Here is a 26,673-nt window from a genome sequence, read left to right as displayed (position 1 = left end):
TGTGTTGTCCGGTTCAGAGGGCGGTGGTGCCGCCGTCGGCGACGAGTTCCATCCCGTTGACGTAGCTGGAGTCGTCGGAGGCGAGGAAGAGGGCGGCGGTGGCGATTTCGTCGGGGCGGCCCATCTGGCCGCGGGGGATGAGGGACTCGAACTGGCGCCTGGCGGCCTCGTCGAAGAGTTCTTCCTGCTTGGCGGTGGCGACCTGGCCGGGGGTCAGGACGTTGACGCGGATGCGGCGGTCCTTGAGCTCGTTGAGCCAGATGCGGGCCCATGCCTGCTGGACGGCCTTGCTGCCGGCGTAGACGCTCCAGCCGGGGAAGGCGCCGAGGGAGGCGTTGGAGCCGGTCATGAGGATGGAGCCGCCGTCGTTGAAGAGCGGGAGAGCCTTCTGGACGGTGAACAGGGTGCCGCGGGCGTTGAGCCCGAACCAGGTGTCGAACTGGGCCTCGGTGATCTCGCCGAGCGGGGCGGGCTCGCCCCCGCCTGCGCTGGCCCACAGCACGTCGAGGCTGCCCCTCTCCCGCTTGACGGTGTCGTACAGGCGGTCCAGGTCGTCCAGGTCGGCGGCGTCGCCCTGGACGCCGGTGACGTTGCGGCCGATCTGCTTCACGGCCTCGTCCAGGGCGTCCTGGCGGCGGCCGGTGATGAAGACGTGCGCTCCCTCGTCGACGAACAGCTTCGCGCCTGCCAGCGCCATGCCGCTGGTGGCGCCGGTGATGACCGCGACCTTGCCGTCGAGCTTTCCCATAGTCGTTCCCTTGGGTCGATGGTGCCGTGCATGCCTGGGACGACGGTGTTAAGTACACCGTCCCGTGTGCTTACGGTATGGGGCGGGCGGCGGGGAAGCAAACTATGTACACCGATCGTTACCCAGCTGCGGTACGGTGGATCCATGACGGAGTTGGAGAAGGGCCCCACGGGCCGCCGCCGCGGCCGGGGCGCCCGCGAGCGCATCCTCAGCGCGTCCCAGCAGCTGTTCCGCGAGCAGGGCATCAACCGCACCGGCATGGACCAGCTCTGCGCGGCGGCCGAGGTGTCCAAGCGCACGGCCTATCAGCACTTCACCGGCAAGGATGAACTCGTCGCCGAGTACCTGCGCCGGTTCGACCCCTCCGTCCTGTCCGGCGTGTTCGACCGCACCGACCTCACGCCCCGCGAACGGCTTCTCGCCGCCTTCGACATCCCCCCCACCACCCCCCTGTGCCCCTACATCGGTGCCGCCGTCGAACTGAACGACCCGCAGCACCCCGCGTCCCAGTACGCACGCGAGTACAAGAAAGCCGTCGCCGTGCGGCTCGCCGACACCGCCCGCGAAGCCGGCGCCGCCGACCCTGAACAACTCGGCGAGCAGCTCGCGCTGCTCATCGACGGCGCCGCGGCCCGCACCCGGGTCCTCAACGCCGACGCCTTCCCCGCCGCCGCCGCCATCGCTGCCGTCCTCATCGACAACGCCATCCCCGCCACGGCCAGCGATGACCGGCGACGGGAGGAAGTGCCAAGTTGACGTGGCACTCCGCGGCCGCGTTGGACGCGCTGCCGGTCGCGCGGCTGCACCCGCTGGTACGCGACACCGGCCGCCCGGCACCCGTCCCGGACCTGCCGGCTTTACGGAACCGGCCCCCGCCTGCTGAAGGCCGCAGCAGAAGCCGCCGAGGAGACCGGCGACCCCCGAGGACCCGCCGCGCGGTCGGCCTGGCAGCTGCCGGGCCCCGCACGCTGCCGGAGTGCTGAACAGCCTCGGCGCTCTGCCGGACAGCTCAACGGCTTGGGAGCCCTGCCTGTTGAGGACCTTGCCCTCACCCTGCCACCGTCACCCGATCAGTGGCTGCGCTGAAAATGCTCTGTGTTCGCCGATCGGGGCGATCCACCTGCCCGCCGGGCGGTCCCTGAGGCTGCCGCCTTTACAGCGGAGGAATCGAGTCGATGCGCCGTATGCCGGTGGTACCAGCCGAGAGCACGTTTTGTGAGGGGACCGCGGCCCCCCGGTCGGTTGTGGGACGTGCCTGGCGAGGACCAACCACGCCCGGCCTGCGAAGGTGAGGGACGACGGCGCCGCTCCCCGACCGGCCCGAGAGTGACGCGACCCGCGTCAGCCGGTCACCGGGCCTTCTTCCCGGGTCGCCTGCTGCTGTCACGCCTAGCGTCGTAGGCGTGGGTGGCGGTCTTGGACGGTCATCCGCAACGACACCGGCACGAGCAACGCACGCGGCGTGATCCGCGGCGACCGGCGGCCGGTGGGCCGCAGACGGAAGCGCGCGGCCACGGCGGCAAGGATCACCATCGCCTCGGTCATGCCGAAAGTGTCGCCGATGCACTTGCGCGGTCCGGCGCCGAACCCGAAGTGCCCTCGCGCTGGGCCTGGTGGACACGTTCGGGTAGCCAGCGGTCCGGGTCGAAGGCATCCGGGGCGGAGAAGACCTCGGGATCCCGGTGCAGGGCATGGGATACGAAGACCACGTCCGCGCCGGCCGGTACACGGTGCCCGGCTACCTGGGCGTCCTCGACGGTGGTGCGGCGGTGGGCCTGGGCGAACGGTTCGCGAGCGTGCATCTCCAGCCGGACCGGGGCTCCGGAACAGGACTCACCGGCCTGTCTCCTGAAACGCCGGGGAAGTGGGGCGCCAGCCCAGCTCCGGGGCGATCAGATGTCGTACGTCGTGCAGGATCTGTTCGTACTCCTCGCGATGGAACTCATACGGCAGCTCCAGGCGCAGCTCCGACACCTGCGCGAGGACGGGATCGGCCGCGAGCTGTTCCAGGATCTGTTCCGCGGTGCCGACCAGGTCCGGGGCGAACAGGAACCGCTTCGGGCCCAGAGCCGCCAGGGTCTGCGGTTTCAGGGTGCGCTTGTGCCGACTGGCCGCGTAGTCCCGGTAGCGGGCCCGGGTGGACGCGTCGGCGCTGTCGAACGGCACGATCACCCGTCCGAGCGCTACCCGCGCCGCCGGCCGGGCGTCGCCCAGGGCGCGCCGGTACTCGGAGAGCAGGTTCAGCTGGGCGGTGGTGAAATCGTCGGTGTCCTCGCCGGAGACGATATTGCCGGACAGTAGGTTGAGGCCGTTCTCGGCGGCCCAGCGGACCGAGCGCAGACTGCCCCCGCCGTACCAGACTCGCTGCACCAGACCGGGGTTGTGCGGCTGCAGCCGCGGCCGCTGGATGTTGCCGGGCGAGTGGACCACGGTGTCCGGGCCGCCGAGGTAGTCGCCGCGCAGGTTGTCGACGAGGCGGGCGATCCTGCCGTACGACAGGTCGAAGCCGCGCCAGTTCCCGTCGTAAACCAGGTCGCCGAGCAGTTCGGCGTGCGGCATGCCGGTGCTGAAGCCGACCTGGAGGCGGCCGCGGGACAGTACGTCGGCCAGCGCGAGGTCCTCGGCCAGGCGGAACGGGCTCTCGTACCCGATGGGGATGACCGCGGTTCCCAGCTCGACCCGCTCGGTGCGCTGTCCGGCCGCGGCGAGGAACACCGCGGCGGAGCCGACGCCGTGCTCGAGGTGGCGCTGGCGGATCCAGGCCCCGTCGTAGTTGAGTCGTTCGCCGTATTCGAAGAGCTGGAGGGTCTCCTCCAGGCCGGTGTAGGGGTCGTCGTCGGCGAAGTTGCCCGGGGTGAGAAAGGCCAGTGAGCTGATGGTGGGAGTGTTCATGACGCTGGTCCTCGGCTCGTGGTGGTCTCGGGGGTGGGGGAGGGGACACGGCCGCCGGGGATCGCCGCGAGCAGTTCGCGGGTGTACTCGTGGCGAGGGCGGGTGAACAGTTCCTCCGGCGGGCCTGTCTCGACGACGCGGCCGGCCCGCATGACGGCGACCTGGTGCGCGATCTGCCGTACGACGGCCAGGTCGTGCGAGATGAACAGGTAGGCCACCCCCGTGTCGGCCTGCAACTCGGCAAGGAGGTCCAGGACTTGGGCCTGCACGGACACGTCGAGGGCGGAGACCGGCTCGTCACACACGACCAGGTCGGGGGAGAGGGCGAGGGCGCGGGCGACCGCCACGCGCTGCCGCTGTCCGCCGGACAGCTCCGCCGGCCGGCGCTCCAGTGTGGCGGAGGGAAGCGCCACCCGGTCGAGCAGTTCGCGGGCCCGGGCGAGCCGCGAGGCGCGGTCGCCGACCTTGAAGGCGCGCAGCGGCTCGGTGATCACCTCGCCGATGGAGAAGCGCGGGTCGAGCGAGGCGTACGGGTTCTGGTAGACGAGCTGGGCGCGGCGGCGCAGCCGCCTGGCCTGGGCGCCCTTGGCGGTGGTGACGTCGGTGCCGTCGAACACGATCTGCCCGGCGGTCGCGTCGGCGAGTCGGAGTACCAGGCGGGCGGTGGTGGACTTGCCCGAGCCCGACTCGCCGACCAGGGCGAGCGTTTGGCCCCGGTGGAGGGTAAGGCTGACGTCGTCGACGGCGCGCAGAGTGCGGGGCCCGTCCCCGGTGCGGGGCAGCCCGAACTCCTTGGCCAGGTTGCGCACTTCGACGAGGGGCGCCGTCTGCGCCTCGGGGACGGAGACCGGGGTGCGGGGCCGGGCGGTGGTCAGGCTCGGGGCACTGGCCAGCAGGTGCCGGGTGTAGTCGTCGTGCGGGTCGGCCAGGATGTCACGGGTGGGGCCCGCCTCGACGACCTTGCCCTGGGACATCACCACCAGCCGCTGCGCCCGGTCGGCGGCGACCCCGAGGTCGTGGGTCACGAGCAGGACCGCGGTGCCCGACTCCTCGGTGAGGCGCTGGAGATGGTCGAGGATGACCCGCTGGACGGTGACGTCGAGCGCGCTGGTGGGCTCGTCGGCGATGATCAGCTCGGGCTGAGCGGCGATGGCGATGGCGATCAGGGCACGTTGCCGCATGCCGCCGGACAGTTCGTGCGGATACTGCCGGGCCCGGACGGCCGCGTCGGGCATCCCCGCTTGGTCCAGCACGGCGACCGCCTCGGCGGGAGCCGATCGGCGGGTCGCCAGACCATGGATGCGCAGTACCTCGGCGACCTGGTCGCCGATCCGCTTGACCGGGTTGAGGGAGACGGTCGGGTCCTGGGGGACCAGTCCGATCCGTGCTCCGCGTACGGTGCGCAGTTCCGCCTCCGGCAGGGTGGCGAGGTCATGCCGGCCGAAGCGGACCGTGCCCGCGTCGATTCGGCCGTTCGCCGGCAGCAGCCGGGTGATGGCGTGCGCGGTCGTGCTCTTGCCGGAGCCGGACTCGCCGACCACTGCCGTCACCTGCCCCGGCCACACGTCGAGGTCCACGCCCCGGACGGCATCGACCGTGCCGCCCCGGGCGCGGTACGACACCGACAGGCCGCGTATCTCCAGCAGTGGTGTGGTCACGTCCTCACCGTTCTCACGTTCGTCGGTCATGACTGCCGGGACCATTCGCCGTCCAGCGCCCGGGCGATGCGGTTGGTGGCCAGCACGGTCGCGGCGATCGCCAGCCCGGGCAGTGCGGTCAGCCACCAGGCGTTGGCGAGGTAGTTGCGGCCGTCGGAGATCAACGTGCCCCACTCCGGGGCCGGCGGGGGCGCGCCGTAGCCGAGGAAGCTCAGGGCCGACACGGCCAGGATGGAGGAGCCGAAGTCGAGGGTGGCCAGGACGATCACCGGCCCTGCGGCGTTGGGCAGGACGTGCCGGCCCAGCACCGAGTACCAGCGGGCCCCGCTCGCACGCGACGCCTCCACGAACACCGCCTGCCGCACCCGCAGCACCTCCGCGCGTGCCACCCGGGCGAACGCGGCGACGCTGGCGATGCCGACCGCGACCGCCACTTTGACCGTGCCGTAGCCCAGGGCGGTGACCAGGGCCAGGGACATGAACAGCGCGGGGATGGACAGCAGCACGTCGACGAAGCGCATCAGCACGTCGTCCACCCAGCGGCCCACGAATCCGGCGACCACCCCGAGCAGCCCGCCGACCACGAACGCCACCAGCACCGCGATCAGCGTGGCCTTCAGGGACAACTGGGCGCCATGGGCGACCCGCGAGAACACATCGCGGCCCAGCTCGTCGGTGCCGAACCAGTGACTGCCGCTCGGGCCGCGGAAGTTCTGCGTCGGAACGCCCTTCAGCGGGTCCTGCGAGGTGAACAGGTCGGGCCAGAACGAGGCCAGCACCACCAGCGCCAGGACGACGACCGACAGCAGCAGACCCGGGCGGCGCACGACGAAGCGCAGCAGCCGCCGTACGTCCGCGCGGCCTCCCGGCTCCGGCCCCGACCCCGCCTCGACCGGGCGGGCCAGTCCCGGCGCCGTCTCGGCCGGGTCGTCGACAAGGCCCTGGCTCATGCGAGTGCCGCCCTTCTGTCCGAGGCCACCACGATCCGCGGGTCGAGCAGCGGATAGACCAGGTCGATGACCAGGTTCGTCGTCACGAAGATCAGCGCGCCGAACACCACCACCCCTTGGACCAGCGGGATGTCCTGGGCCGTGACCGCCGCCGCGGTGACGCGGCCGAGGCCGTCGCGGGAGAACACCGTCTCGACGACCACCGAACCGGCGATCAGCTGTCCCACCAGCAGGCCGACGACCGTCAGCGCGGGCAGGGACGCGTTGCGCAGGGCGTGCCGCAGATGGACCCGCCACCGGTCGGCGCCCTTGGCCCGCGCGGTCTCCACATACGCCTGGTCCATTGCGGTGAGCAGGCTCTTGGCGAGCACCTGGGCGATCTGCGCGCCGGTCGGCACCGCCAGTGTCAGGGCAGGCAGCACCAGCCCCATCAGGCCGTCGTTGCCGAACGCGGGGAACCAGCGCAGCCGGAAGGAGAACGTCTCGACGAGCAGCAGCCCCACCCAGAACGTCGGGACGGACACCCCCACCGGCGGCAGTGACAGCAGCAGCTGCCGCAGCCAGCGCCGAGCGGTGTAGGTCGCCAGCACCGCCAGACCGCCGCCGAGGACCACTGCGAGCAGCAGTGCCGCGCAGGTCAGCTGGAGGGTCTGCGGCAGCGCGTCGGCCAGCGTCGAGGTGACCGGGCGACCGGTGGACACCGAGTCGCCGAAGTCCCCGCGCACCGCCCGCCCCAGGTAGTCGGCGTACTGCACCAGTACCGGCTTGTCGAAGCCGTACTCGTGCCGCAGGGCGGCGATCTGCTTCGGGTCGACCTGCCCCGAGTCCATCCCGGCACTGGCCATCGCCGTGACCGGGTCGCCCGGCAGATAGTCCAGCACCAGGAACGAGACCGTGTATGCCGCCCACAGCACGCCGACCGCCTGCGCGAGCCGTTTGATCACATAGCGGCGCATGAGCTAACCGATCCAGGTGTCGTGCAGCTGGAGACGGCTGGAAGCATCGAAGTTCAGGTCGTGTACCTTCTTCGACACCCCCAGCTGGGTCTGGAGCTCCACGACCGGCACGTAGTAGGCGTTCTGTACCATCAACTGCTGTGCCTGGGTGACGAGTTGACTGCGCCTGGCCGCCTCGACGGTCGCGGCCTGCCCGGACAGCGCCGTGTCGAGGGAGCTCGGGCGCAGGTGGTAGAAGTTGGCCAGCTTGGTGGAGAAGGAGCTGCGCAGGATGTCGGGGTCGGCACGGGTCACGTTCCCCCACACCGCGTCGAAGTCTCCCGACTGGAGTGTCGGGGCGAACTGCGTGACCTGGAGCTGCTTGAGGGCCACGTCGACACCGGCGGCCTTGAGCTGCTCCTGGATCAGCTCCAGCGCGGGCTGGTTGGTGGCCGCGTTGGGGAACCACTTGATGGTCAGGCTCAGCTTCTGGCCGTCCTTGGCGCGGATGCCGTCGCTTCCGGTCTTCCAACCCGCCGCATCCAGTAGGGACTTGGCCTTGGCCGCGTCGAAGGTCAGACCGGAGGCGAGGTCGGCGTAGTCGGGCGTGGTGTGCGCGAGGACGCTGGTCGCCGGCTTGGTGCCGGTCGGGAACACGGTGTCGGCGATCTGCTGCCGGTCGATGGCGCAGAGGATCGCCTGGCGCACCTTGGCGTCCTTGAGATCCAGCCGTGAGTTGTTGAGGCCCAGACCGAACACCACGCCGGGGTTGGCCCGTCGCTGGAGAGTGACCTGACCGCCCTTGAGCGCCGCCTCGTTGGCCTTGCCGACGCTGCTGATCGCGTCCACCTGGCCGGACTGGAGACTGCCCGCCCGTACGCCCGCCTCCGGTACGACCTTGAACACCAGCTTGTCCAGGTACGCCTCACCCTTCTTGGTCCACAGCGCGGAACCCCAGGCGTATCCGGTGCGCTTGGCGAGGGTGAGCGACTGGTTCTGCACGTACTGCTTCAGCACGAAAGGCCCGGAACCGATCACGCCCTCACTGCACTTCTGCTGTGGGGTCTTCTTCGCGCTGGCCGAGGACTCGATGCCGAGCGAGTGCGTCGAAGTAGCCTGCAGGAACTGGGCGTTGGGCTGGCTGAAGGCCACCTTCACGGTGAGCGGGTCGACCACCGTGGTGCTCTTGACGCCGCTCAGGTAGCCCTCGGCGAGAGTGCCCAGGGCACCGAGCTTCGGCACCGCGTCGAAGTTGTCCTTGACTACCTGCGCGGTCAGTTTCGATCCGTCGCTGAAAGTGACGCCCGAGCGCAGATGGAAGGTGAACGTCGTGGCGTCGGAGCTGACGTCCCAGCTCTTCGCCAGCCACGGCACGATCTTGCCAGTCTTCGGGTCCTGGTCCGTCAAGGAGTCCACGATCTGGCGCACCGAGTAGATGGTCTCGTTGCTGGCGACCTGCTGCGGATCCACGCAGCCGGAGTCCGAACCCACCGCGAAGGCCAGGGTACCGCCGGACTTGGGCCGCCCGGTGCCGCTGCCTGCTTCGCCGCCGCCCGATCCGCAGGCGGTGAGCAGAGCGCTGGTGGTCACAAGGGCGGTCAGCGCCGCCCACCGAGAGTTTCTGACATGGGAAAGTGCAATCACGGAGGGCTTCTCCTACTCGTGTCACCAGGCACGGTGGTGGTACGGGACACGGCCGTGCGTGGGCGTGCGGCCCCGGTCGGTGCGATGCCGACGCCGGGGGAACGCTGTGCAGACGGGGATCAGGGGAAATCGGGGATCAGGCGCAGACGGACGCGGCGAGGACTCCTGTCGGACTGCGACCAGCGGCGAAAAGGCCCGTCAGGCCTGACAGAGACAGCTGGTCGAGCGCTTGAGGTCGATGTGGCGCCGACGCGACAGCCGGGAGAAAACGGTGGCGCCGGCGAAACGGGCGCTGAGGTCACCACCGTGCCGCATAGCTGTCCTCCACATGTCCGGCCCCGGTCACGGGGCCACGCGCTTGCGGAGATCGTCGGTGATCCCGCCGGGCTTTCACCTGGAGCACCCCACCGCGCGGGAGGGTTGCCGGTCAGCGAGCCAGGGCTTGACGCTGACACTCAATGCCGTTCGTGATCGTACGGAGCGGTCTTGTCGTACGTCAATGGCGCAAAAGAACGCCCTGTCAGGGCAGTTCGGGGGCGCAAGTGCGTCCGGCTCAGGAGCCGCCGCGTTCGCGGGGGATCTTCTGGCCGGCCTCGATTGCCACCGGCAGCCGGTTCTCGGCCGGGGGCAGCGGGCAGGTGGCGAGGTCCGTGTAGGCGCACGGCAGGTTCGCGGCGCGGTTGAAGTCCAGGACGACCGTGCCGTCGGCGGCGGGCGGCTCCAGGGACAGGGAGCGGTTGGCGGCGTAGGTGGTGACCCCGGAGGTCGCGTCGGTGAACAGCACCATCAGCCGACCCAGGCCGTGTCCCGGGAACGCGGTGAGTGACAGCCGGCGCCCGTCCAGCTCGAACTCGACCCGGCCCGGAGCGTCGTAGACATGCTCAAGGCCCTCGATCGCGGCGCCCACGGTGGTTGGTCGTGGCGTGTCGAAGGGGATGTAGCGGCCCGTCACCGCCCAGCGTGGGTCGGGGGCGTAGGCGGGCGTTCCGGTGAAGGCCGTGCGCAACGGCGCGTCCGGGTGCCGCGGGCGCACGATGTCGTGCCCGCCGCGCCGGGCGACCTCGATGACGGCGTCTGCCCAGACGGCGTTGACGCCACCGCGTTCGGGAAGCAAGCCGAAGCGGTGTTCACCGTGCACCGGCGTTCCGTCGACGACCAGTTCCTCGCCGTCGTCGAGGTCCACGACGACCCCGTCGGTGCCGGTGCGCCATGCGCCGGGCGCGTCCGGGAAGCGCTGGGGCCGGTCGTCGAGCCAGTGCTGGCCGGTGATCGCCAGGAACCCGTGCGGGTCGGCGAGCCGGGCCTCCTGGGCGCGGTACCACTCCAGCCAGTTCTCGGTGAAGGCGTGGAGGTCTGTTGTGGTGGCCTCGGTGGTCATGGGTTCTCCTTCGTCACGGGGGTGCAGGGGGCCGGCCGGGCCGTCGGTTCGACCAGCGTGCTCAGCGGGCCAGTTCGCCGAGGAGTCGCCAGGTGCGACGGCGGTCGGCTTCTCCCGCGATCTCGGTGCCCGAGGACACGACCTCGGTTGCGCCGGCGTCGCGGTAACGCCGTACCCCGGCCTCGACGGTCTTCTCGTCGCCGATCACGGCCAGGTCGGCGGCCCGCCGGCCGCCGGAGAGTTCGATGACCCGGGCGTAGGACGGGATCTGTTCGTAGAACGCGAGGTTCTCGGTGGCCTTGGCACGCACCGCGTCCACGTCGTCGGTGACCACGCCGGGCACCAGGGCCACGATCCTGGGCGCGGGGCGGCCGGCGGCCTCGGCCGCGGCGGTCAGGGCGGGCACGATGTGGTCCGCCAGGGCGCGCGGTCCCGCCAGGTAGGGCAGGATCCCGTCCGCCAGCTCACCGCTGACCCGCAGAGCCTGCGGCCCCACCGCGGCGACCAGCAGGGGGACGCCGTTCTCGGCGCCCGGTACCCGCGCCGGGAACGGGTGGTCGCGGTGAGCTCGCCGTGGAAGTCGGCCGTGTCGGTCTCGGTCAACTGCCTTAGGGCGGTGAGGAATTCACGCAGCCGGGCGATGGGGCGTTCGAAAAGCAGGCCGAAGCCGGTCTCCGTCAGCAGTTTCGTGCCCAGGGCCAGGCCGAGGTGGTAGCGGCCGTGGGTCGCGGCCTGGGCGGTCTGGGCCTGGCTGGAGACCAGCAGCGGGTGGCGGCCGAAGACGGGGATCGCGGAGGTGCCGACCTGCAGTCCGGGCACTTCCCGCCCGACGATCGCCGCGAGCTGGGATGAGTCCGCGCCGAAGGTCTGCCCGAACCAGGCCGACGTGAGAGCGAACTCCGCTGCTTCCTGGGCCAGTTGTACGGTGGCATCGACCTGGTTCGGCGCGCCGGACGCGTTGAGCGCTACTCCAACAGTCATGTCAGTCGGAACGGGCGTCGGCCGGACCCGCATTCCGGTCCGCGTGTGACAGCTTCTTGTCAGTCATGTGTACTCAGTCCTGAGTGGAAGGGCCGTCCCGGTGCTCAGCCCGCCTGCCGTCGGTCCCGCGCGGACCGGTGCGTGAGGGGTTCGCGCAGGCCGAGGTTCTCGCGCAGGGTGGTGCCGGTGTACTCGGTGCGGTAGACCCCGCGTTCCTGCATTTCCGGGACGAGCAGTTCGACGATGTCGTCGAGGCCGTCGGGGATGAGGTACGGCGTGACGTTGAAGCCGTCGATCGCGCCGTGCCGCACGAAGTGGGCGAATTTGTCGGCCAGGCCGGACGGGGTGCCGACGTGCCCGCGCTGCGGGCCGAGCGCGATGACGGTCTCGCGCAGCGACCAGCCGTGTGCCTCCGCTTTCGCCCGCCATTCGGCCACGACCACCCGCGGGTCGGTGATGCGTCGGGCGCCGAAGGAGCCGTCGTTCTCGGTGACGACCGGCTCCTCCTTCGGCAGTGGCCCGTCGGCGTCGCGGCCGGAGAGGTCGATGCCCCACAGCAGCCCGGCGATCCCCAACGCCGTGGCCGGGGTGACCTGTTGGAGCCGGATCCAGCGCTTCTTCTCCCGGGCCTCCTCCTCGGTGGCGCCGAGGATGATCTCGGTGCCCGGCAGGATCCGCAGGTCGTCGTCGGGCCGGCCGACCGCCCGCAGCCGGCGCCGGATGTCGTCGGCGAAGGCCAGTGCGTCGTCGAAGTCGTTGCCGTGCGCGGAGAAGATGACGTCGGCGTTGCGGGCGGCGAAATCGCGTCCCTCGCCGGAGTCCCCGGCCTGGAAGATCACGGGGTGGCCCTGGGCGCTGCGCGGCAGCGTCGGGGCGAGGTCGACATCGAACTGCGGCCCGCGATGGCGCACTTGCTGTACGGCACCGGGCGCCGACCAGGCGGGCGCTTCTGTGGAGTCGGCGACGGCTCCGTCCGCCCAGCCGTCCCAGAGCGCGCGGGCCACGGTGAGGAACTCCTCGGCGCGGTGGTAGCGGTCGGCGTGGTCGAGGTAGCCGCCGCGGCGGAAGTTGGCACCGGTCCAGGCGTTGTCCGTGGTCACCACGTTCCAGCCGGCGCGGCCTTCGGAGAGCAAGTCGAGGCCGGACAGGCGGCGGGCCAGATCGGCGGGTTCGTTGAAGGTGGAGTTGGAGGTGGAGACCAGGCCGATACGGCGGGTGACCGCGGCCAGTGCCGCGAGCTGGGTGATGGCGTCCGGCCGTCCGGCCACGTCGAGATCGTGGATCCTGCCGTCGACCTCGCGCAGCCGCAGCCCCTCGCCGAGGAAGAACGCGTCGAACAAGCCGCGTTCGGCGGTCTGGGCGACTCGTTGGAAGGAGGCGGGGTCGATCTGCGAGCCGCTGTCGGGGGCGGACCAGATGGTCCAGTGGTTGACGCCCTGGAAGAACACCCCGAAGTGGAGCTGGGCGTGCGGCCGGGGGACGTCGAGGGGATCGGTGCGGGTCATCGGGCGTCCTCCTGGGCGGCCACGGCCGCGGCGGCGAAGCGATTGGCGGGGCGCTCCAGACCCAGGGCCGAGCGCAGGGACGTACCAAGCAGCGGACGGGTGACGAGGCGTCGCTCGGACAGGGCCGGCAGCACAAGGCGGGAGAGGACGCGCAGGTCCTCGTCCAGCACCAGCGGATGCAGCCGTACGCCGTCGACGTGACGGCTCAATTCACCTAGGAGTGCGACGAGTTGATCTGCGGGACCGATGTGCCGGAGCCTTCCCCGGTCGCTCCACGCCGCGTGCCGTTCCAGGTCGGCGACGCGCTCGGCGGCCGTGGCCTGAGGGGTGTCCAGCGCCACGTCGACCTCGGCGAAGACGCGGGGCGTACCGGCGGCGGCAGCGGCCGTGGCGACCGACGCGAGGTCGCGCCCCTCGACGAGAGCGACGTCGAGCTGTGCGGCGGGAACCTGGTCCGGCCGGCCCAGGACGACCAGCTGCCCCTGAGGCGGGCGCGGCACGATCGACGGACCCTTGACGGCATACGTCTCGCCCGTGAAGTCGATGTAGTGCAGCCGCTCGCGGTCGAGGTAGCGGCTGGTGGCCACCGACCGGATGACCGCGTCGTCCTCCCACGAGTCCCACAGTGCGCGGACCACCTCCACGCCGTCGCGGGACTCCCGGACCCGCGCGGCGGCATCGGCGATCAGGGGCCGTCCCCAGACACGGGCCGCCTCCGGACGCTCCTCCTCCGTCACCACCCATCCGGCGCGACCGGCGGAGATGTGGTCCAGGGACGCCAACTGGCTGGAGACATGGAAGGGTTCGGCATACGTGACCGGGACGACGGGCGCGATCCCGATGGTGCTCGTGGACGCTGCGACGAAGGCCGCCCGCTCCACCGCGCCGATACGGCCCACCGGATCCGGTGAGGCGCCGGGCGGCAGCGCGCCGTCAACCAGGGTGATCAGGGTGAACCCGGCGTTCTCGGCGATGGCGGCGACCTGCGCCACGCGGCGCCGTGTGAGCAACTGATCGGGGGAGTGGGCGGCGCGGCGCCAGGCCGCGGGGTGGGCGCCGTCGCCGTCGATCTCGACGGCGACGTGCAGGGCGGGGCCGGTCAATGGGGTTCCTTCCGGGAAACACGAGGACTCGCGGCCACAGGGCCACGACGAGACAGCCGACGGAACGGCCGCCAGGGGTCAGGCGTGTACGGAAGGACAGACGGCGGAGGAGGTTCGGCAGTAGTCGACATGCCGCCGGGTGATGAGCCGTGCACCGGTGCACGCAACGCGCGGTGCCGCGCCCGGTACGTGCATCAAAGCCTCCGGCTGTCAGGAACCTCCATTTCAACGTACGCCGTCCGCCCCTGCGAGTGTCAAGGTCGAACATGGCGGAGGGGCGTCTCACCGCTGGGACGCCTGCGTGCCTTTTTGCGCCTCGACTCAGCGGATCCGGTGCGGCTGTCGGCGACGGTGGGCGAGCAGTACCGAGCGGCGGCCGTCGACAAGCGCAGAGGTTCTGTGTGTCCGCAATGCAAGACCTGTCCGGGAAAGCATTGACCAACGTGGTGGCCGTCTGCTGAACTCCCGTCCCATGAACCCGCGCGTGGACCTGACCCGGCGGCGCCACATTGATCTGGCGCACGTCTCCAGCGCGTTTTGTTGTCGCTGACCCGGCAAGTGGTCGCTGGCATTGGCCGGTGTGCGTAGCCGGCGCGCGCCGGGCTGAGGCGGAAACCGCCCGCACTGCGATGCTTCCCCACCGGATCGTCGTATCCACCTCCTGTGAGCTCTCCGCTTCGTATGAGCCGGGAGCCTCTTCGCGTACGCCGACTGGGTCGCTGAGAACGCGGCCGTAGCGGTCCTGCGACCATGCTTTTTCTCGCCGGCCCGGCCGATTCGGCGTTCCGCGTGCCGGGCCGATCAGTCCTGCGCGCTACCAGCGCCTTCATCCCGCTGCCCGGCACGCCTTGGTGTGCCCATCCGTCCGGGAGGGACCCCCTCATGCCTCCGTCCATCCGTAAGCTCACCGGCCGTATCGGCGCAGTCGTCGAAGGCGTCGGCCTCGCGGCGCCGCCGGACTTCTCGACGATCAACACGCTCCGAGACGCCCTCAACGAGCACAAGGCGATCGTGTTCGACGACGTGCGGCTCGACAACGCCGACCAGGAGCGTGTGGCCGGGTGGTTCGGCGAGCTGACGACCGCTCATCCGAACGTGCCGGCGGCAGACGGCACGACGAACGTGCTCGCCGTCGACAGCGAGACCTCCAAAGCCAACGCATGGCACACGGACGTCACCTTCGTTGTCAACCCGCCGCAGCTGACCACGCTCCGGTCCGTCGTGATCCCGCCCTACGGCGGCGAGACCCTCATCGCCAACGCCGCCGCGGCCTACCGCGACCTCCCCGAACCGCTGCGCGCCCTCGCCGACACGCTGCGCGTCGTACACACCAACCAGTACGACTACGCGCGCCCCGCAGCCGCGACCACCGAACAGCAGGAGTACGACCGCATCTTCGTCTCGACGCCCTACGAGGCCGAGCACCCGGTCGTGCGGGTGCATCCGCTGACGGGCGAACGCGGGTTGTTCATCGGCGGGTTCGCCAAGCGGATCGTCGGCCTGTCGGGCAGCGACTCGGCCGATCTGCTGCGCATCTTCCAGTCGTACGTAACGCGTCCGGAGAACATCCTGCGCTGGAGGTGGTCCCGAGACCAGCTGCTGATCTTCGACAACCGGATCACCCAGCACTACGGGGCGGACAACTACGACGACCACCCGCGCCGCCTCAACCGGGTGACGGTCGCGGGCGAGGTGCCGACCGGTGTCGACGGCCGCCGCAGTGAGCAACTCCGCGGCGACGCCTCGCACTACAGCAGCGTGCTGGCGGTGGCGGCATGACCGAGGTCCGCATCCCGGCACCGGCCGCCGTGAGGGGCCCGGACCCCGGGACGACGAACGCGCGGGAACGCGAGGTGTTCCTCCCGCGCGACGCCGGCCGAAGGACGCTGCTGCGCACACTCCGCGAGCGCCTGCGCTGGCCGCTGGGCATCTACACGACTCCGGTCGCGATCCTCATCGCCTGGGAGGTGCTCGCCCGGGCCGGAGCGGTGTCGAAGACCTACGCCCCGGCGCCGACCTCGATCGTGAAGTCAGCCGCCGATCTGTGGCAACAGGGCGTCCTCGGACCCGATGTGGCCATTTCGCTGCAGCGGGCCGGCATCGGTCTGGCGATCGGTCTGACGGTGGGGATCGTCACCGGCGTGCTGGGCGGGCTGCTGCGCAGCGGTGAGTATCTGTTCAACGGCCTCGTGCAGGTACTCAACACGATCCCCCTCCTGGCCGTGCTTCCGCTGATGATCGTGTGGTTCGGCATCGACGAACTCACGAAGGTGCTGCTGATCTCCTTCGGTGCCGGCGTGCCGATGTATCTCAATTTGTTCGCCGCGATCCGGGGCGTGGACCAGCGGCTGATCGAGATGGCGCGGACGACGGGCGCGGGCACCTGGCGCCTGGTGACGCGGGTTCTGGTGCCCGGGGCCCTGCCGGGGTTCCTCGTTGGCCTCCGGTTCTCCCTCGCGTACAGCGTCCTGGGCCTGGTCGCAGCCGAAACGGTCAACGCGAACCAGGGACTTGGCTTCCTCATCACTCAGGGGCAGACCTATCTGCAGACCAACCAGGTCTTCGTGGGGCTGGTGATCTACTCGCTCCTCGGTCTGCTCGCCGACCAGTTCGTCCGGGCTCTCGAGCGGGTGCTGCTGCGGTGGCGACCCAGTTATGAGGCGTCATGAGCAGCACGATCGCGACGGAGCCCCGTCGGCAGACCGGAGTCGTCGTCGAGCAGGTGGTCCGTCGGTTCGGTGACCGGGTGGTGCTCGACCACCTCGACCTCACCGTCGCCGACGAGGAGTTGGTGATTCTGCTCGGCCCCTCGGGCTGCGGCAAGAGCACCCTTCTGCGGCTGCTCGCCGGACTGGACGGGCCCGACGGAGGGCGCGTGGAGGTCCCGGCACGGCGTGCGATCGTCTTCCAGGCCGACCGGCTGCTGCCGTGGCAGCGGGTGCTGCGGAACGTCACGCTCGGCCTGCACGGACCCGACGCGGAGCAGCGGGCCCGTAAGGTGCTGGCCGAGGTCGGCCTCGCAGGCCGTGAGAGGGCGTGGCCCAAGGAGCTGTCCGGCGGCGAGGCCCAGCGGGTGTCGCTCGCACGGGCCCTGGTATCGGAGCCCGAACTCGTGTTGCTCGACGAGCCGTTCGCGGCCCTCGACGCCATCACCCGGCTGCGCATGCACGACCTGGTACGGGCGCTGCGGACCAAGCATCACGCCGCCATGCTGCTCGTCACCCACGACGTCGACGAGGCGATCGCCCTGGCGGACCGCATCGTCGTCATGAGCAACGGACGCATCGGCACCTCGCACGAGGTTCGACTCTCCCCCGCGGACCGCGAAGCGAGCGTCGCACGCGACGAACTCCGCGCCCGGCTCCTGACAGACCTCGGCCTCGCCGGCCAGCACTGACCTCCCCGAACACGCTCACTCAGCACAGAAAGCACGACAACCATGCGAAAGAGAACCACCAGACTCATCGGCGCCGTCGGCTCGCTCGCCCTGGCAGGCACCCTCGTCGCCTGCGGATCGTCGTCTTCGGACAGCGCAGCGCCGCTGAGCAACGCCGTCGCAGCGAGCGACGCCAAGCACCCAGAGTGGAGCAAGTACACCTTCACCATCGGGGACAACGGCGGCGACGGCAGCCAGGAGCTGGCGAAGATCACCGGCGTGTTCGACAACGCGCCGTACAAGGTGAAGTTCGCCCGGTTCACCTACGGCCCGCCCCTCGTGCAGGCCGCCGCCTCGGGCGACATCGACCTCGGCAGCGTCGGCGACGTACCGCCGATCACCGGAGCCGCGAAGGAGTACGGCTTCAAGGTCGTCGCCGTCAACCGCTCACTCACGCCGACCCAGTCGAACGAGAACATCATCGTGCCGAAGGGCTCGACGCTGAAGACGGCCGCCGACCTCAAGGGCAAGAAGATCGCTGTTCCGCAGGGCAGTTCGGCCCACGGCCTGGCCCTGAACGCGCTGAAGAGCGTCGGCCTCACCCCCAAGGACGTGAAGCTGACCTTCCTCGACCCGGCGGCCGGCGCGACGGCGTTCAACACCGGTAAGGTGGACGCCTGGTCGATCTGGAACCCGCAGTCCGCGATCGCGGTCAAGAACGGCGCGCGGATCCTGGTGAAGGGTCTCCCGCCGATCGACCAGACCAGCAGCTACTACGTCGCCAGTGACACGTCGTTGAAGGACAAGACCAAGCGTGCTGCGCTCACGGACGTCCTGAAGAGGCTCTCGCGAGAGTTCGCCTGGGCGGTCAAGAACCCCGACCAGTACGCGCAGGCGCTCTCGAAGGAGCAGGGAATCCCGCTGGCCGACGCCAAGGCGTCCCTGGCCGCCTACTCGAACCGAGTGACCCCGGTGGAGCAGTCGGACATCGAGCTGGAGCAGAAGCTCGCCGACGCCTTCCTGGAGGCGGGTCAGATCACCAAGGAAGTCGACGTCAAGTCGATCACCGACAACCTCCTGCCGGCCGGCTACGACAGCTCCAAGCTCGAGGTCACCTCATGAGCGCGAGACGGCGTCGGCTCCACCTCAACGCCTTCCTCATGGAGGCGGGTCACCACGAGGCGGCGTGGCGGCTCCCGCACAGCAATCCCCGGGCGGACTTCGACCTGCGGCACTGGATCGAGCCGGCCCAGCTGGCGGAGAGCGCCAAGTTCGACTCGCTGTTCCTCGCGGACGGCCCGGCCCTCATCGGCACCGGCGAGTTCCGGCCGCCGGGCCAGCTCGAGCCGCTGACGCTGCTGACCGCGCTGTCCCAGGCGACCAGCAGGATCGGCCTCATCGCGACCGTGTCGTCGACCTACAACGAGCCGTACAACCTCGCCCGCCGGCTCGCCGCGCACTACGCGAAGATCACCCCGAACAACCTGGCCAGGGCCTACGACGACGCCGGATACTTTGCCGCAACGTCCGCACCATCGAAGTACTCGTCGACCGCGACGCGGTCGCCTCCGGCGCCGCCGCCAACGGCGAGCCATGGCAGTACTACGACCTCGGCCACGGCTGGTGCACCTACACCTTCTTCGAGCAGTGCCAGCACCGCATGGCCTGCGCACGCTGCGACTTCTACACCCCGAAGAACTCCAGCAGGGGCCAGCTGCTGGAGGCGAAGGAGAACCTGCAGAAGATGCCGGCCAGCATCCCGCTCACCGACGACGAACGCGCCGCAGTCGACGACGGCCACGCCGCCCTCGACCAGCTCCTGGAACGGCTCACCGACGTCCCCATCCCAGCCGGACCGACACCCCGTCAGCTGGGTGTTCCGCCCATCGCGACGCTGCTGCCCATCACCGATGTCACCCAAGGACCCGCAGCGGGGCGACCCGATGTCAGTGGCGCCTGTCAGACTCGGCCCGTCCCCGACCAGGAGGGCAGACGATGACCGGCGCCCCAGCCCCCAAGCACTACGCACCCCGATGGAACGGCGACACCCGCCCCGCCCCGCCTTCCGTCGGCGGCGAACAGGAGACTCTCAGCGCGGTCCTGGACTGGCACCGGGCCACCTTCGAGCTCAAGTGCGCCGGTCTGCCGCCGGAGCGACTGTCCGAACAGGCGGTGCCGCCCTCCGCACTGTCCCTGCACGGCCTGGTGCGACATCTGGCCGGCGTCGAACGCTGGTGGTTCCGCATCCAGTTCGCCGGCGAGGACGTCCCGCTGCTCTACTACTCCGACGATGACCCCGACCAGGACTTCGAGAGTCTGGACGGTGACGTCGACGAAGCTTTCGCCGTCTGGCGGGCAGAATGCGAACGGTCCCGGAACATCACTGCTGCCGCAGCGTCGCTGGACGAAACAGGAATCCGCAAGAGGACCGGCGAGCCGATCTCACTGCGAAGGATCCTGGTGGACATGATCGCCGAGTACGCCCGGCACAACGGTCATGCCGACCTGCTGCGCGAACGCATCGACGGCGCCACCGGCATGTGACCCGGCAAGCGTCACACCCGACAATCCGAAGCCATCCTGGTGCGCGTGAGCGCAGCCGCGGCGGTGTCCGTGAAGCCGCGTCACCCGACCGCCGGGTTGCGCCGGCCAGCTCCCTCGTCGCGCCGCGGGTGCGTTCCCTGGTGTGGTAGCGCCGCCCGGGGCACTGCCGGGCGGCGTACTCAACGGGCCCGTGGACACAGGGACAGGGACAAGCCCGTGGGCTGAGAGTCCGAAGGCCGCGTCCAGGCGGTTCAGTTGGCGGGTGCCAGCTGGACTTCGTCGTGGAGACCCTTGGCGTCGACGCCGGTGAAGTAGCTGACGTGGCCGTCGTTCCAGCGGACGAGGATGTCGTTGGCGGTGGTGTTGGTGGTGAAGGCGCCGGCGGTGATGGCGGCGGCGTTGGTCCAGTACGACTTGGCGGGCCGGATCCTGGTCTCGGCGGGCAGGGTCTTGCCGGTCATGCCGGGGTAGATGGTGGTTTCGCCGTCGATCCAGCGCACCAGCACGTCGTCGGTGGTCTTGCCGGTGAAGGAGCCGGTGGCGAGTTTCTCGGCGTAGGGCCAGGTGGTGTTCTTCGCGACGGTCTGGGTCTGCTTCTTCAGCCCGTTGGCCGCCAGGTCGCTGAAGACGGAGACGTGGCCGTCCTTGAAGGTGACCAGCAGGTCGTCGCGCAGGCCGTTCGCGGTGAATCGGCCGGCTGTCAGCTGCTGGGCGTCGTCCTCCCATTCGCTGGTCTTGGGCGGGGCGAGCTGCTTCTCGCCGTGGAAGCCCTTGGCGTCGACGGTGGGGTAGAGGGTCATCTCGCCGTCGGACCAGCGGACCACGACTCCGTCGGTGCCGCCGCCGGTGTTGGTGCCGGTCACGTTGACGGCGTGGGTCCAGATGCTCTTCTCGGGCTGCAGTTGGTGTTCTGCGGCGAAGGGGCGGGCGGGGTCGTTGCCGTAGCCGCCCTGGTAGAGGGTGACCTTGCCGCTGTCCCAGACGACGATCAGGTCCGTGTGGCGGGTGCCGCCGGCGGAGTCGCCGGTGTAGTAGCCGGCCGTGATCTGCACGGCGTGCTTCCACGGGGCGGCCGCGAAGACGGGGGCGTAGGCGACCTGCTGGATCCAGGTGGACAGGTCGTCGACCCGGGCGGCCGCCGCGCCGGTGCGGGTCTCGGCCGGGTCGGTGCCCAGGCAACCGCCCTGCCAGGACAGGCTGCTGACACCGACGATCGCCGTATGGCCGTCGGTGGTGCGCAGGATCGGGCCGCCGGTGTCGCCCTTGCAGATCGCCGCGTCCCCCGATGCGGCCAGCTGCACGCCGGTGCCGGTCACGGTGCCGGCGGTGAAGGCAGCGGTGTGAGCGTGATCGGGCACCCATTCGTCGCGGGTGCGTCCGAACCCGGCGGACTGCAGGCTCTCGCCTTCGGTGGGTGCGGTGGTGGTCACCGAGGCGGGGGTGACACCGCTTACGGCGCTCGCGAGCTTGACCATGACCAGGTCACGGTCGGTGCGGGGCACCAGCTCGACGACGTCCCGTACGGTTCCGGCCGAGGTGTTGGACAGGTCGGCGCGGCCGACGGTGGCTGTGGCCTTCCCCTTCGGCGCCCCCGCCGGGACGGCCGCACCGGGGGTGTCGGCGAAGCAGCTGGCAGCGGTGAGCACCCAGCGGGGGTCGACAAGGGTGCCGGTGCAGGCGCGCTTGGCGTCGCCCATGGTGATGTCGAGCTTCACGAGGAACGGGGACGCGCCGTCCTGGGCCTGGCCACCGACCACGGCGTGGGCGGCCGTCGCCGTGAACAGACCGGCAGCCGTGGCGGCGGCTGCGGTGAGAAGTGCGCTGATCCTCGCGGTACGTGAACGTCCGGCGAACATAGGTGTGTCCTTCAAGTGATGGAGAGTGCCAAGGAGTTCGGTCGGCGAACGACTCGGGGTCAGCCGGTGACCCGGAGCTCGACGAGGACGGAGGGCTTGCCGCTGGCGCCCGCCTCGCCGATGGGCTTGTAATCGTTCTTCGCAGCCTCGACGACGGTTTCCTTGTCGCCGCTCTTCACCTTGGCCTCGACCGGGTGGTCCTGGGTCCAGATGCCGTAGGCATCGGGCAGCTCCAGGGTCAGGTCGCCTTGCTTCCCGCTGACAGAGAAGCAGAACTGCTTCTGGGCGGTCCGGGACTCGACCATGATCGCGTACGTGGACTTGCAGTCGGTCAGCATGATGTGACCGTCACCTTGCTTGAGGAGGATCTGCTTCTCCTGGAAGATCTTCGCCGCCCCCGGGTAGGCGAAGTCCTCGACGGCTGAGGGCATCGTGCCGTCACCCGGCGCCGGTGTGGCCGAGGCGGTGGGGGATGGGTCCCCCGGAACGGCATGCGCGGTGGTCAGCGTCGCGACTCCGGCGCAGAGTGCCAGCCCCCCGCAGACGCCCGCCATGATGACGTTGCGAACCTTGGATATCAAGGTGTCTTTCCTTCCCCGTTGTGGTGCGGCACAGCGGTGGAGTTCCCGTGAACATCCCGTGCCTGGTCTGTGCATAGGATGTTACTGGCATGTGCATGTAGTCAGGAGTCACACCACACCACACAGCACGGATGACGGGCGACCGGCCGGTCGGCGCGGACGTCATGACCAGGTCACCCGGGTGTAGTGGCCACCGCTTGATGTCAACGGACGCGGCCCTCGACCAGCCGCGCCCGCATGCGTGCCGACATGTGACTGATATCGCTCAATTCTCAGGGGGAATGGGCCAGTGAAACGGCCTTCGCGCTCATCAGGAGCGCCACCGAAGAACACAACAGCGCCGGCACGGGGACACCGCCTGGCACTTCGCGGCGCCTGCGCCGTTCTGCTGCCGCTCACGCTCGCCGCCGGACTGCTCGGCGCCGGACCGGCCGCCGCGGACGACGACCCGGACGACGGCGGATACCCGGTCTCCGACCGCCGCCTCGTCGTCGACGCGTGGACCTGGGGTGGCCCGGGTGTGAAGACGGCGGCGGAGAAGGCCCTGGTCGGCTCGGACGAGGACGTGAGGAAGTTCCTCGCCGACAAGGACGCCATCGGCAACGACGACGACCGCGTCGACGCCAGCCGCATGGTCGCCGTGGGCGGCCCGGCCGTGCAGGAAGCGGCCAAGAACGCACTGATGTCCACCGACCCGGGTGCCGTGTGGGCCTTCCTCAAGGACGGCTGGAAGGCGCCGCTGCAGGAGGACCAGCGGGTCGAGGTGTCGCGGGTCATCAACTTCGGCGGTCCGGGGGTCAAGCAGGCCGGGGTGGCGGCCTTGAAGGGCACCCCGGAGGACGTCGCCCGGTTCCTGGCGTCGGGCCAGTACGAGGCGCAGGAGACCGACGACCGGGTCGAGGTCTCCAAGATCATCAATGATGGCGGGCAGGCGGTGAAGGCGGCCGGCAAGCTCGCCTTGCAGGGCACGCCCGACGACGTGGTGGAGTTCCTTGAGGTCGGGCAGTTCGTGGCCCGTAACAAGGACCAGGAACACGCCACCATCCAGCAGTTGCTGGACCAGGCGCAGAAGGCGGGGGTGCGCGCGCAGGCGGCCACCGAGGCGGCCAAGGCGGAGTCCGCGCGGGCCAAGGCAGCCTCGGCACTGGCCAAGCAGGACGCGCAGCGGGCGGCCAAGCAGACGCAGGCGGCCAAGGGCGACTCACAGCTCGCCGCGGCCCGGGCCAGCCAGGCCGCCGAAGCCGCACGGGCCGCCGCCGGTGCGGCGCAGGAGGCGATCGGAGCGGCCAACGCGGCGAATGAGTCGGCGCGGGTGGCCGCGGCGGCTGCCGCGCAGACCGCCAGCGCCGCTGCCGCGGCGGCCGACGCCGCATCACGGGCCTACAGCGCGGCTGCCGCGGCGGCCGGTAACGCCTCCAAGGCCGAGGACGCCAAGAACGCCGCGGCAACCGCGCGGGCCGCCGCGCTGCTGGCGGGCAAGTCGGCGCAGGCCGCCCAGGCGGCCGGTGACGCCTCCCGGGCCGCCAAGGCCGCCGCGGCCGACTCGCTGACCGCCGGTGCCGACGCCAACGCAGCTGCGGACGCCGCGGACGAGGCCAACGCTGCCGCGGACGCGGCCGGGGTCCACAACGGGGAGGCCGCACGGGCGGCAGCGGAGACCCACCGGCACGCCGCCGAGGCCAACCGCGCGGCCAACGCCGCCCAGGCTTTGGCCCAGGAGTCCGCGGACGCCGCCTACGCCGCGCGGGATGCGGCCAACTCTGCCGCCGACCACGCCAACAAGGCAGCCGACGCCGCAGAGGACGCAGCCAAGCACGCGGGGCAGGCGACGGACGCGGCCAAGCAGGCCGACCGGCAGACGGATGCCGCCAAGAAGGCCGCCGATACCGCCGCCCTGGCGGTGACGACCGCCAAGAAGGTCTTCGACATCGCCCGCAAGACCGAGGCCGAAGACCTCACCAGCCGCACCAACGCCGCCATCGAACGCGCCCGCAGCCGCAAGGACCAGACCGACACCCTCACCTCCCAGACCGCCGCCAACGTCCTTGAGGCACGCGGCCTGGACGACACCGCACAGGCCCTGGCCGCCGAAGCCGCCAAGCCCGACGCGGACACCACGGCACTGGCCGCCAAGGGACGCCGGCTCGCCCTGCAGGCGCTCAAAGACCTCGGCCCGCTCAGCCAGCAGGCGGCCACCACAGCCCTGTCCGGCACCGACGCCGACGTCATCGCCTACCTGCGCACCGGCTGGCAGACCTCCAATGCCCAGGCGACGCGCGAGACAGTCTTCGAACTCACCACCGACAGCCCCTACCAGGCGGTGCGTACCGCCGCCGCAGCGGCGCTCAAGGGAAGCGACCAGCAGGTTGCCGACTTCTACACCACCGGCCAGTACACGGTGGCCAGCGACGACCTGCGGGTGAAGGTCTCCCAGATCAACAACGCCGGCGGACCCGGCGTCAAGGAAGCTTCCAAGGCCGCCCTGGCCACCAACGACCCCAAGACACTGGCCGCCTTCATCGCCACCGGCCAGTACTCCGCCCGCAGCGACGACGAACGCGTGACCGCCTCCAAACTCGTCAACGACGGCGGCCCGGAGGTCAAGGCAGCCGCCAAGATCGCCCTGGCCGGCCCTGCCGACCAGCTCGAAGCCTTCCTCAACGTCGGCCAGTACATGGCCGACCGCAAGGACAAGCTAGCCGACACCCACAACGCCCAGATGCAGCGCCTGATCGCCGAAGCCTCCGGCATCGCCGCCACGGCACGCAAGAACAGCTGGCTCGCCGCCAAGGCAGCCGCCGACGCCCACAAGGCATCCACCGACGCCCAAAACGCGGCCAACCAGGCGGCCAACTCCGCCCACGAAGCCCAGGGCTACGCCCACGACGCCGACGTGGCCGCCACCTCCGCCGAGAACTCCGCCGAGCAGGCCCGCAAGTCCGTGGCCACCGCGCGTGCCGCCGCCGACGCCGCCGACCAGTCGGCCGCCGACGCTACCGAATCGGCCGCCCAGGCCGAGTTCAACGCCAACTACGCACGCACCTCCGCTGCCCAGGCCGACCAGTCGGCCGCCGACGCCCACGACTCCGCGACCGCGGCCGGCAAGAGCGCCAAGGAAGCCCAGGAACAGGCTTCCCAGGCATGGCAGATCACCATGGACAAGCGCCGGGCCGAGGAAGCCGAAGCCCGCCGCCAGGCCGAAGCGGCACGCAAGGCACAGGCCGAGGCCAACAAGAAGACCAAGCACTGCCACTACATCCCCCGCCTCGGCTACTACCCCGACTGCCTCAAGGACGGCGGTGTCATGGATCCGCCGATCAACGTGGATCCGCAAGAGGCCGCCATGATCTACGGCGGACTGTGGACACTCTCCGGCGGCAAGGACATCCAGGACTGCGTCGAGAACCCCACCCTCGGCAAATGTGCCTTCGCCGCCATGGTCGTCATCCCCGGCGCCGGCGAACTCAAGGCAGCCAAGAAGGTAGAAGAAGGCGTCGAAGGCGTCGGCGAGGCCTCCCGCGCCGCAAAGGCAGCAGAGAGCTCGAAATACGAGGACATCACTAGCCCCGGCGCTCGCATGCTGAACAAATCGACGGACGTCGGTCCCGTGGAATTTGGAAAGAACCTTGAGGCCAATGGGTGGACTCGCATAGACAAGGGCCCGAACATAATGTACGAGAAGGACGGGGCAAGGTATTTCCTTCGAGGGAAGGCCAACAGCCACGAGGGGTGGACGGCGGACTACTACAATCCAGGATCCAAGAAGGCCGACATCAAGATCAGGCTGGGTGAGGACTAATGGCAGAGGCGAATTCGATTGTGGTCGATCGCAACAGCTACCTGGAGGTTCGCTCCCGTGGCACAGTCACCTTCGACCTTGACGCCAGGTTGCCCAACCAGGTCTTCAAGGAGGATGCGGGGGACTCGCTGTTCTGTGAGTTCGATGCGGTCCTCACTCCGGAGTTCTGGCCGGCGCTCTGCGCGATGGCCCGGTGGCACGGTGACGGGCGCGTCGAACTGCTAGTTCTTGAGCCGGATTGCGATGCGTTCTACCTCCCGGAGTATCGGATGTACCCGGCGATGTCGTTGTCCGTCGAGGCTGGCGTGGACGACTATTGGGCCGCGATCGGTTATGAGCCAGACGGCGACATCATGGGGTCGATCGCGATCTCGGCGAACGTCATCGCTGTGACCGGACCTTCCGGAAGATGGGGGTGCTGGGGTGAAAGGGACCCCGAGGTTGCAGTTTTCCGGGGTTTCCCGAACGCAGCTGCACGGAATGAGTGGTGCGCGCAGTTCGGGCCCTTCCTTGAGGTGTCGGGCGCGTTGGAGTCTTATCTTCCGCTGACCTTCGCGGGTCGGACTGTCCCGGACGAGTACGCCGCAACCCTGACCGCCAACTATGGACCTGTAGGCGGTCAAGGCTCCTTGCCGAGTTCGACGATCCGGCCCAGATCCTGAGAACCACACCGTAGGATGCTTCCGCAAATTTGAAGCCCCGTCAGGTGCGTCCTGGCGGGGC

The 26,673-nt window shown here is 70.1% G+C and carries 23 protein-coding genes, 2 pseudogenes and 1 riboswitch; of the genes and pseudogenes, 10 read left to right on the top strand and 15 right to left on the bottom strand.

The window, feature by feature from the left end; all coding sequences use genetic code 11:
• Positions 1-13 precede the first annotated feature (13 nt).
• Complete coding sequence (locus BIV25_RS14965) at positions 14-748, bottom strand: SDR family NAD(P)-dependent oxidoreductase (protein WP_071372785.1); 735 nt, start codon at positions 746-748, stop codon at positions 14-16.
• Between the two features lie 144 nt (positions 749-892).
• Here BIV25_RS14965 and BIV25_RS14960 point away from each other — a divergent pair, with 144 nt between their 5' ends.
• Positions 893-1,504 carry a TetR/AcrR family transcriptional regulator gene (locus BIV25_RS14960; RefSeq protein WP_071372784.1) on the top strand — a complete coding sequence of 204 codons (612 nt, stop codon included), beginning with the start codon at positions 893-895 and terminating at the stop codon, positions 1,502-1,504.
• Between the two features lie 633 nt (positions 1,505-2,137).
• Here BIV25_RS14960 and BIV25_RS51035 read toward each other — a convergent pair.
• The 12 genes and pseudogenes from BIV25_RS51035 to BIV25_RS14910 all read right to left on the bottom strand — a co-directional run bounded on the left by BIV25_RS51035 (position 2,138) and on the right by BIV25_RS14910 (position 13,794).
• On the bottom strand, positions 2,138-2,293 hold the full coding sequence (locus tag BIV25_RS51035; protein ID WP_177235282.1) for a hypothetical protein: 156 nt from the start codon (positions 2,291-2,293) through the stop codon (positions 2,138-2,140).
• The gene (locus BIV25_RS14955; RefSeq protein WP_071372783.1) at positions 2,290-2,550 is read right to left on the bottom strand and encodes a cytochrome P450; all 261 of its coding nucleotides are present in this window, start codon (positions 2,548-2,550) and stop codon (positions 2,290-2,292) included. The genes BIV25_RS51035 and BIV25_RS14955 overlap by 4 nt, the downstream gene beginning before the upstream one ends.
• Positions 2,551-2,581: 31 nt before the next feature.
• Positions 2,582-3,640, bottom strand: coding sequence for an LLM class flavin-dependent oxidoreductase (locus BIV25_RS14950; RefSeq protein WP_071372782.1), 1,059 nt, complete (start codon positions 3,638-3,640; stop codon positions 2,582-2,584).
• Positions 3,637-5,328 carry an ABC transporter ATP-binding protein gene (locus BIV25_RS14945; RefSeq protein ID WP_071372897.1) on the bottom strand — a complete coding sequence of 564 codons (1,692 nt, stop codon included), beginning with the start codon at positions 5,326-5,328 and terminating at the stop codon, positions 3,637-3,639. Before BIV25_RS14945 ends, BIV25_RS14950 begins: the two co-directional genes overlap by 4 nt.
• Positions 5,325-6,248: an ABC transporter permease gene (locus BIV25_RS14940; protein WP_071372781.1), complete on the bottom strand. Its 924-nt coding sequence runs from the start codon at positions 6,246-6,248 to the stop codon at positions 5,325-5,327. The genes BIV25_RS14945 and BIV25_RS14940 overlap by 4 nt, the downstream gene beginning before the upstream one ends.
• Positions 6,245-7,204, bottom strand: coding sequence for an ABC transporter permease (locus BIV25_RS14935; RefSeq protein ID WP_071372780.1), 960 nt, complete (start codon positions 7,202-7,204; stop codon positions 6,245-6,247). Before BIV25_RS14935 ends, BIV25_RS14940 begins: the two co-directional genes overlap by 4 nt.
• Before the next feature lie 3 nt (positions 7,205-7,207).
• Positions 7,208-8,773: an ABC transporter substrate-binding protein gene (locus tag BIV25_RS14930; protein WP_256255818.1), complete on the bottom strand. Its 1,566-nt coding sequence runs from the start codon at positions 8,771-8,773 to the stop codon at positions 7,208-7,210.
• A 252-nt stretch (positions 8,774-9,025) separates the two neighbouring features.
• On the bottom strand, positions 9,026-9,142 hold the full coding sequence (locus tag BIV25_RS54350; RefSeq protein WP_023551189.1) for a putative leader peptide: 117 nt from the start codon (positions 9,140-9,142) through the stop codon (positions 9,026-9,028).
• A gap of 34 nt (positions 9,143-9,176) precedes the next feature.
• Positions 9,177-9,290: riboswitch (SAM riboswitch) on the bottom strand.
• Between the two features lie 90 nt (positions 9,291-9,380).
• On the bottom strand, positions 9,381-10,205 hold the full coding sequence (locus BIV25_RS14925; protein WP_071372778.1) for a DUF1684 domain-containing protein: 825 nt from the start codon (positions 10,203-10,205) through the stop codon (positions 9,381-9,383).
• 61 nt (positions 10,206-10,266) lie between these two features.
• A pseudogene (locus tag BIV25_RS14920) lies at positions 10,267-11,186 on the bottom strand (TIGR03564 family F420-dependent LLM class oxidoreductase).
• Positions 11,187-11,290: 104 nt separating this feature from the next.
• Positions 11,291-12,691, bottom strand: coding sequence for an NtaA/DmoA family FMN-dependent monooxygenase (locus BIV25_RS14915; protein ID WP_071372777.1), 1,401 nt, complete (start codon positions 12,689-12,691; stop codon positions 11,291-11,293).
• A complete protein-coding gene (locus BIV25_RS14910; protein ID WP_071372776.1) occupies positions 12,688-13,794 on the bottom strand; it encodes an LLM class flavin-dependent oxidoreductase in 1,107 nt (368 codons plus the stop codon). The genes BIV25_RS14915 and BIV25_RS14910 overlap by 4 nt, the downstream gene beginning before the upstream one ends.
• Positions 13,795-14,676: 882 nt before the next feature.
• Here BIV25_RS14910 and BIV25_RS14905 point away from each other — a divergent pair.
• From BIV25_RS14905 to BIV25_RS14875, 7 genes and pseudogenes are all read left to right on the top strand, one after another.
• Positions 14,677-15,573, top strand: coding sequence for a TauD/TfdA family dioxygenase (locus BIV25_RS14905; protein ID WP_071372775.1), 897 nt, complete (start codon positions 14,677-14,679; stop codon positions 15,571-15,573).
• A 74-nt stretch (positions 15,574-15,647) separates the two neighbouring features.
• The gene (locus BIV25_RS14900; protein WP_071372896.1) at positions 15,648-16,463 is read left to right on the top strand and encodes an ABC transporter permease; all 816 of its coding nucleotides are present in this window, start codon (positions 15,648-15,650) and stop codon (positions 16,461-16,463) included.
• Entirely contained in the window at positions 16,460-17,191 is a 732-nt protein-coding gene (locus tag BIV25_RS14895; RefSeq protein ID WP_071372774.1) for an ABC transporter ATP-binding protein, read from the top strand. Before BIV25_RS14900 ends, BIV25_RS14895 begins: the two co-directional genes overlap by 4 nt.
• A 42-nt stretch (positions 17,192-17,233) precedes the next feature.
• Positions 17,234-18,292: an aliphatic sulfonate ABC transporter substrate-binding protein gene (locus tag BIV25_RS14890; protein WP_071372773.1), complete on the top strand. Its 1,059-nt coding sequence runs from the start codon at positions 17,234-17,236 to the stop codon at positions 18,290-18,292.
• Positions 18,289-18,627 (top strand): annotated as a pseudogene (locus BIV25_RS51030) (LLM class flavin-dependent oxidoreductase); the annotation flags it as partial. The gene BIV25_RS14890 and the pseudogene BIV25_RS51030, both read left to right, overlap by 4 nt.
• 203 nt (positions 18,628-18,830) lie before the next feature.
• Complete coding sequence (locus BIV25_RS52730) at positions 18,831-19,169, top strand: hypothetical protein (protein WP_071372771.1); 339 nt, start codon at positions 18,831-18,833, stop codon at positions 19,167-19,169.
• Positions 19,166-19,714 (top strand): DinB family protein, encoded by a 549-nt coding sequence (locus BIV25_RS14875; protein WP_071372770.1) that lies wholly within the window; start codon positions 19,166-19,168, stop codon positions 19,712-19,714. Before BIV25_RS52730 ends, BIV25_RS14875 begins: the two co-directional genes overlap by 4 nt.
• A gap of 251 nt (positions 19,715-19,965) precedes the next feature.
• On the opposite strand, the gene BIV25_RS14870 is transcribed toward BIV25_RS14875, so the two are convergent.
• Positions 19,966-21,585, bottom strand: a complete 1,620-nt coding sequence (locus BIV25_RS14870) for a trypsin-like serine protease (RefSeq protein WP_256255817.1) — start codon at positions 21,583-21,585, stop codon at positions 19,966-19,968.
• A 44-nt stretch (positions 21,586-21,629) separates the two neighbouring features.
• A complete protein-coding gene (locus tag BIV25_RS14865; RefSeq protein WP_256255816.1) occupies positions 21,630-22,151 on the bottom strand; it encodes a hypothetical protein in 522 nt (173 codons plus the stop codon).
• A 289-nt stretch (positions 22,152-22,440) separates the two neighbouring features.
• On the opposite strand from BIV25_RS14865, the gene BIV25_RS14860 reads away from it, so the two are divergent.
• Together BIV25_RS14860 and BIV25_RS14855 are read left to right on the top strand one after the other, a co-directional pair.
• Positions 22,441-25,950, top strand: coding sequence for an ALF repeat-containing protein (locus BIV25_RS14860; RefSeq protein WP_071372767.1), 3,510 nt, complete (start codon positions 22,441-22,443; stop codon positions 25,948-25,950).
• Positions 25,950-26,612, top strand: a complete 663-nt coding sequence (locus BIV25_RS14855; RefSeq protein ID WP_071372766.1) for a hypothetical protein — start codon at positions 25,950-25,952, stop codon at positions 26,610-26,612. The genes BIV25_RS14860 and BIV25_RS14855 overlap by 1 nt, the downstream gene beginning before the upstream one ends.
• Positions 26,613-26,673 lie beyond the last annotated feature (61 nt).

Origin of the sequence: Streptomyces sp. MUSC 14 (genome assembly GCF_001866675.1) — a bacterium.
In the GTDB taxonomy this organism is placed as follows: domain Bacteria; phylum Actinomycetota; class Actinomycetes; order Streptomycetales; family Streptomycetaceae; genus Streptomyces.
This window is presented reverse-complemented; position numbering and strand designations above follow the sequence as displayed.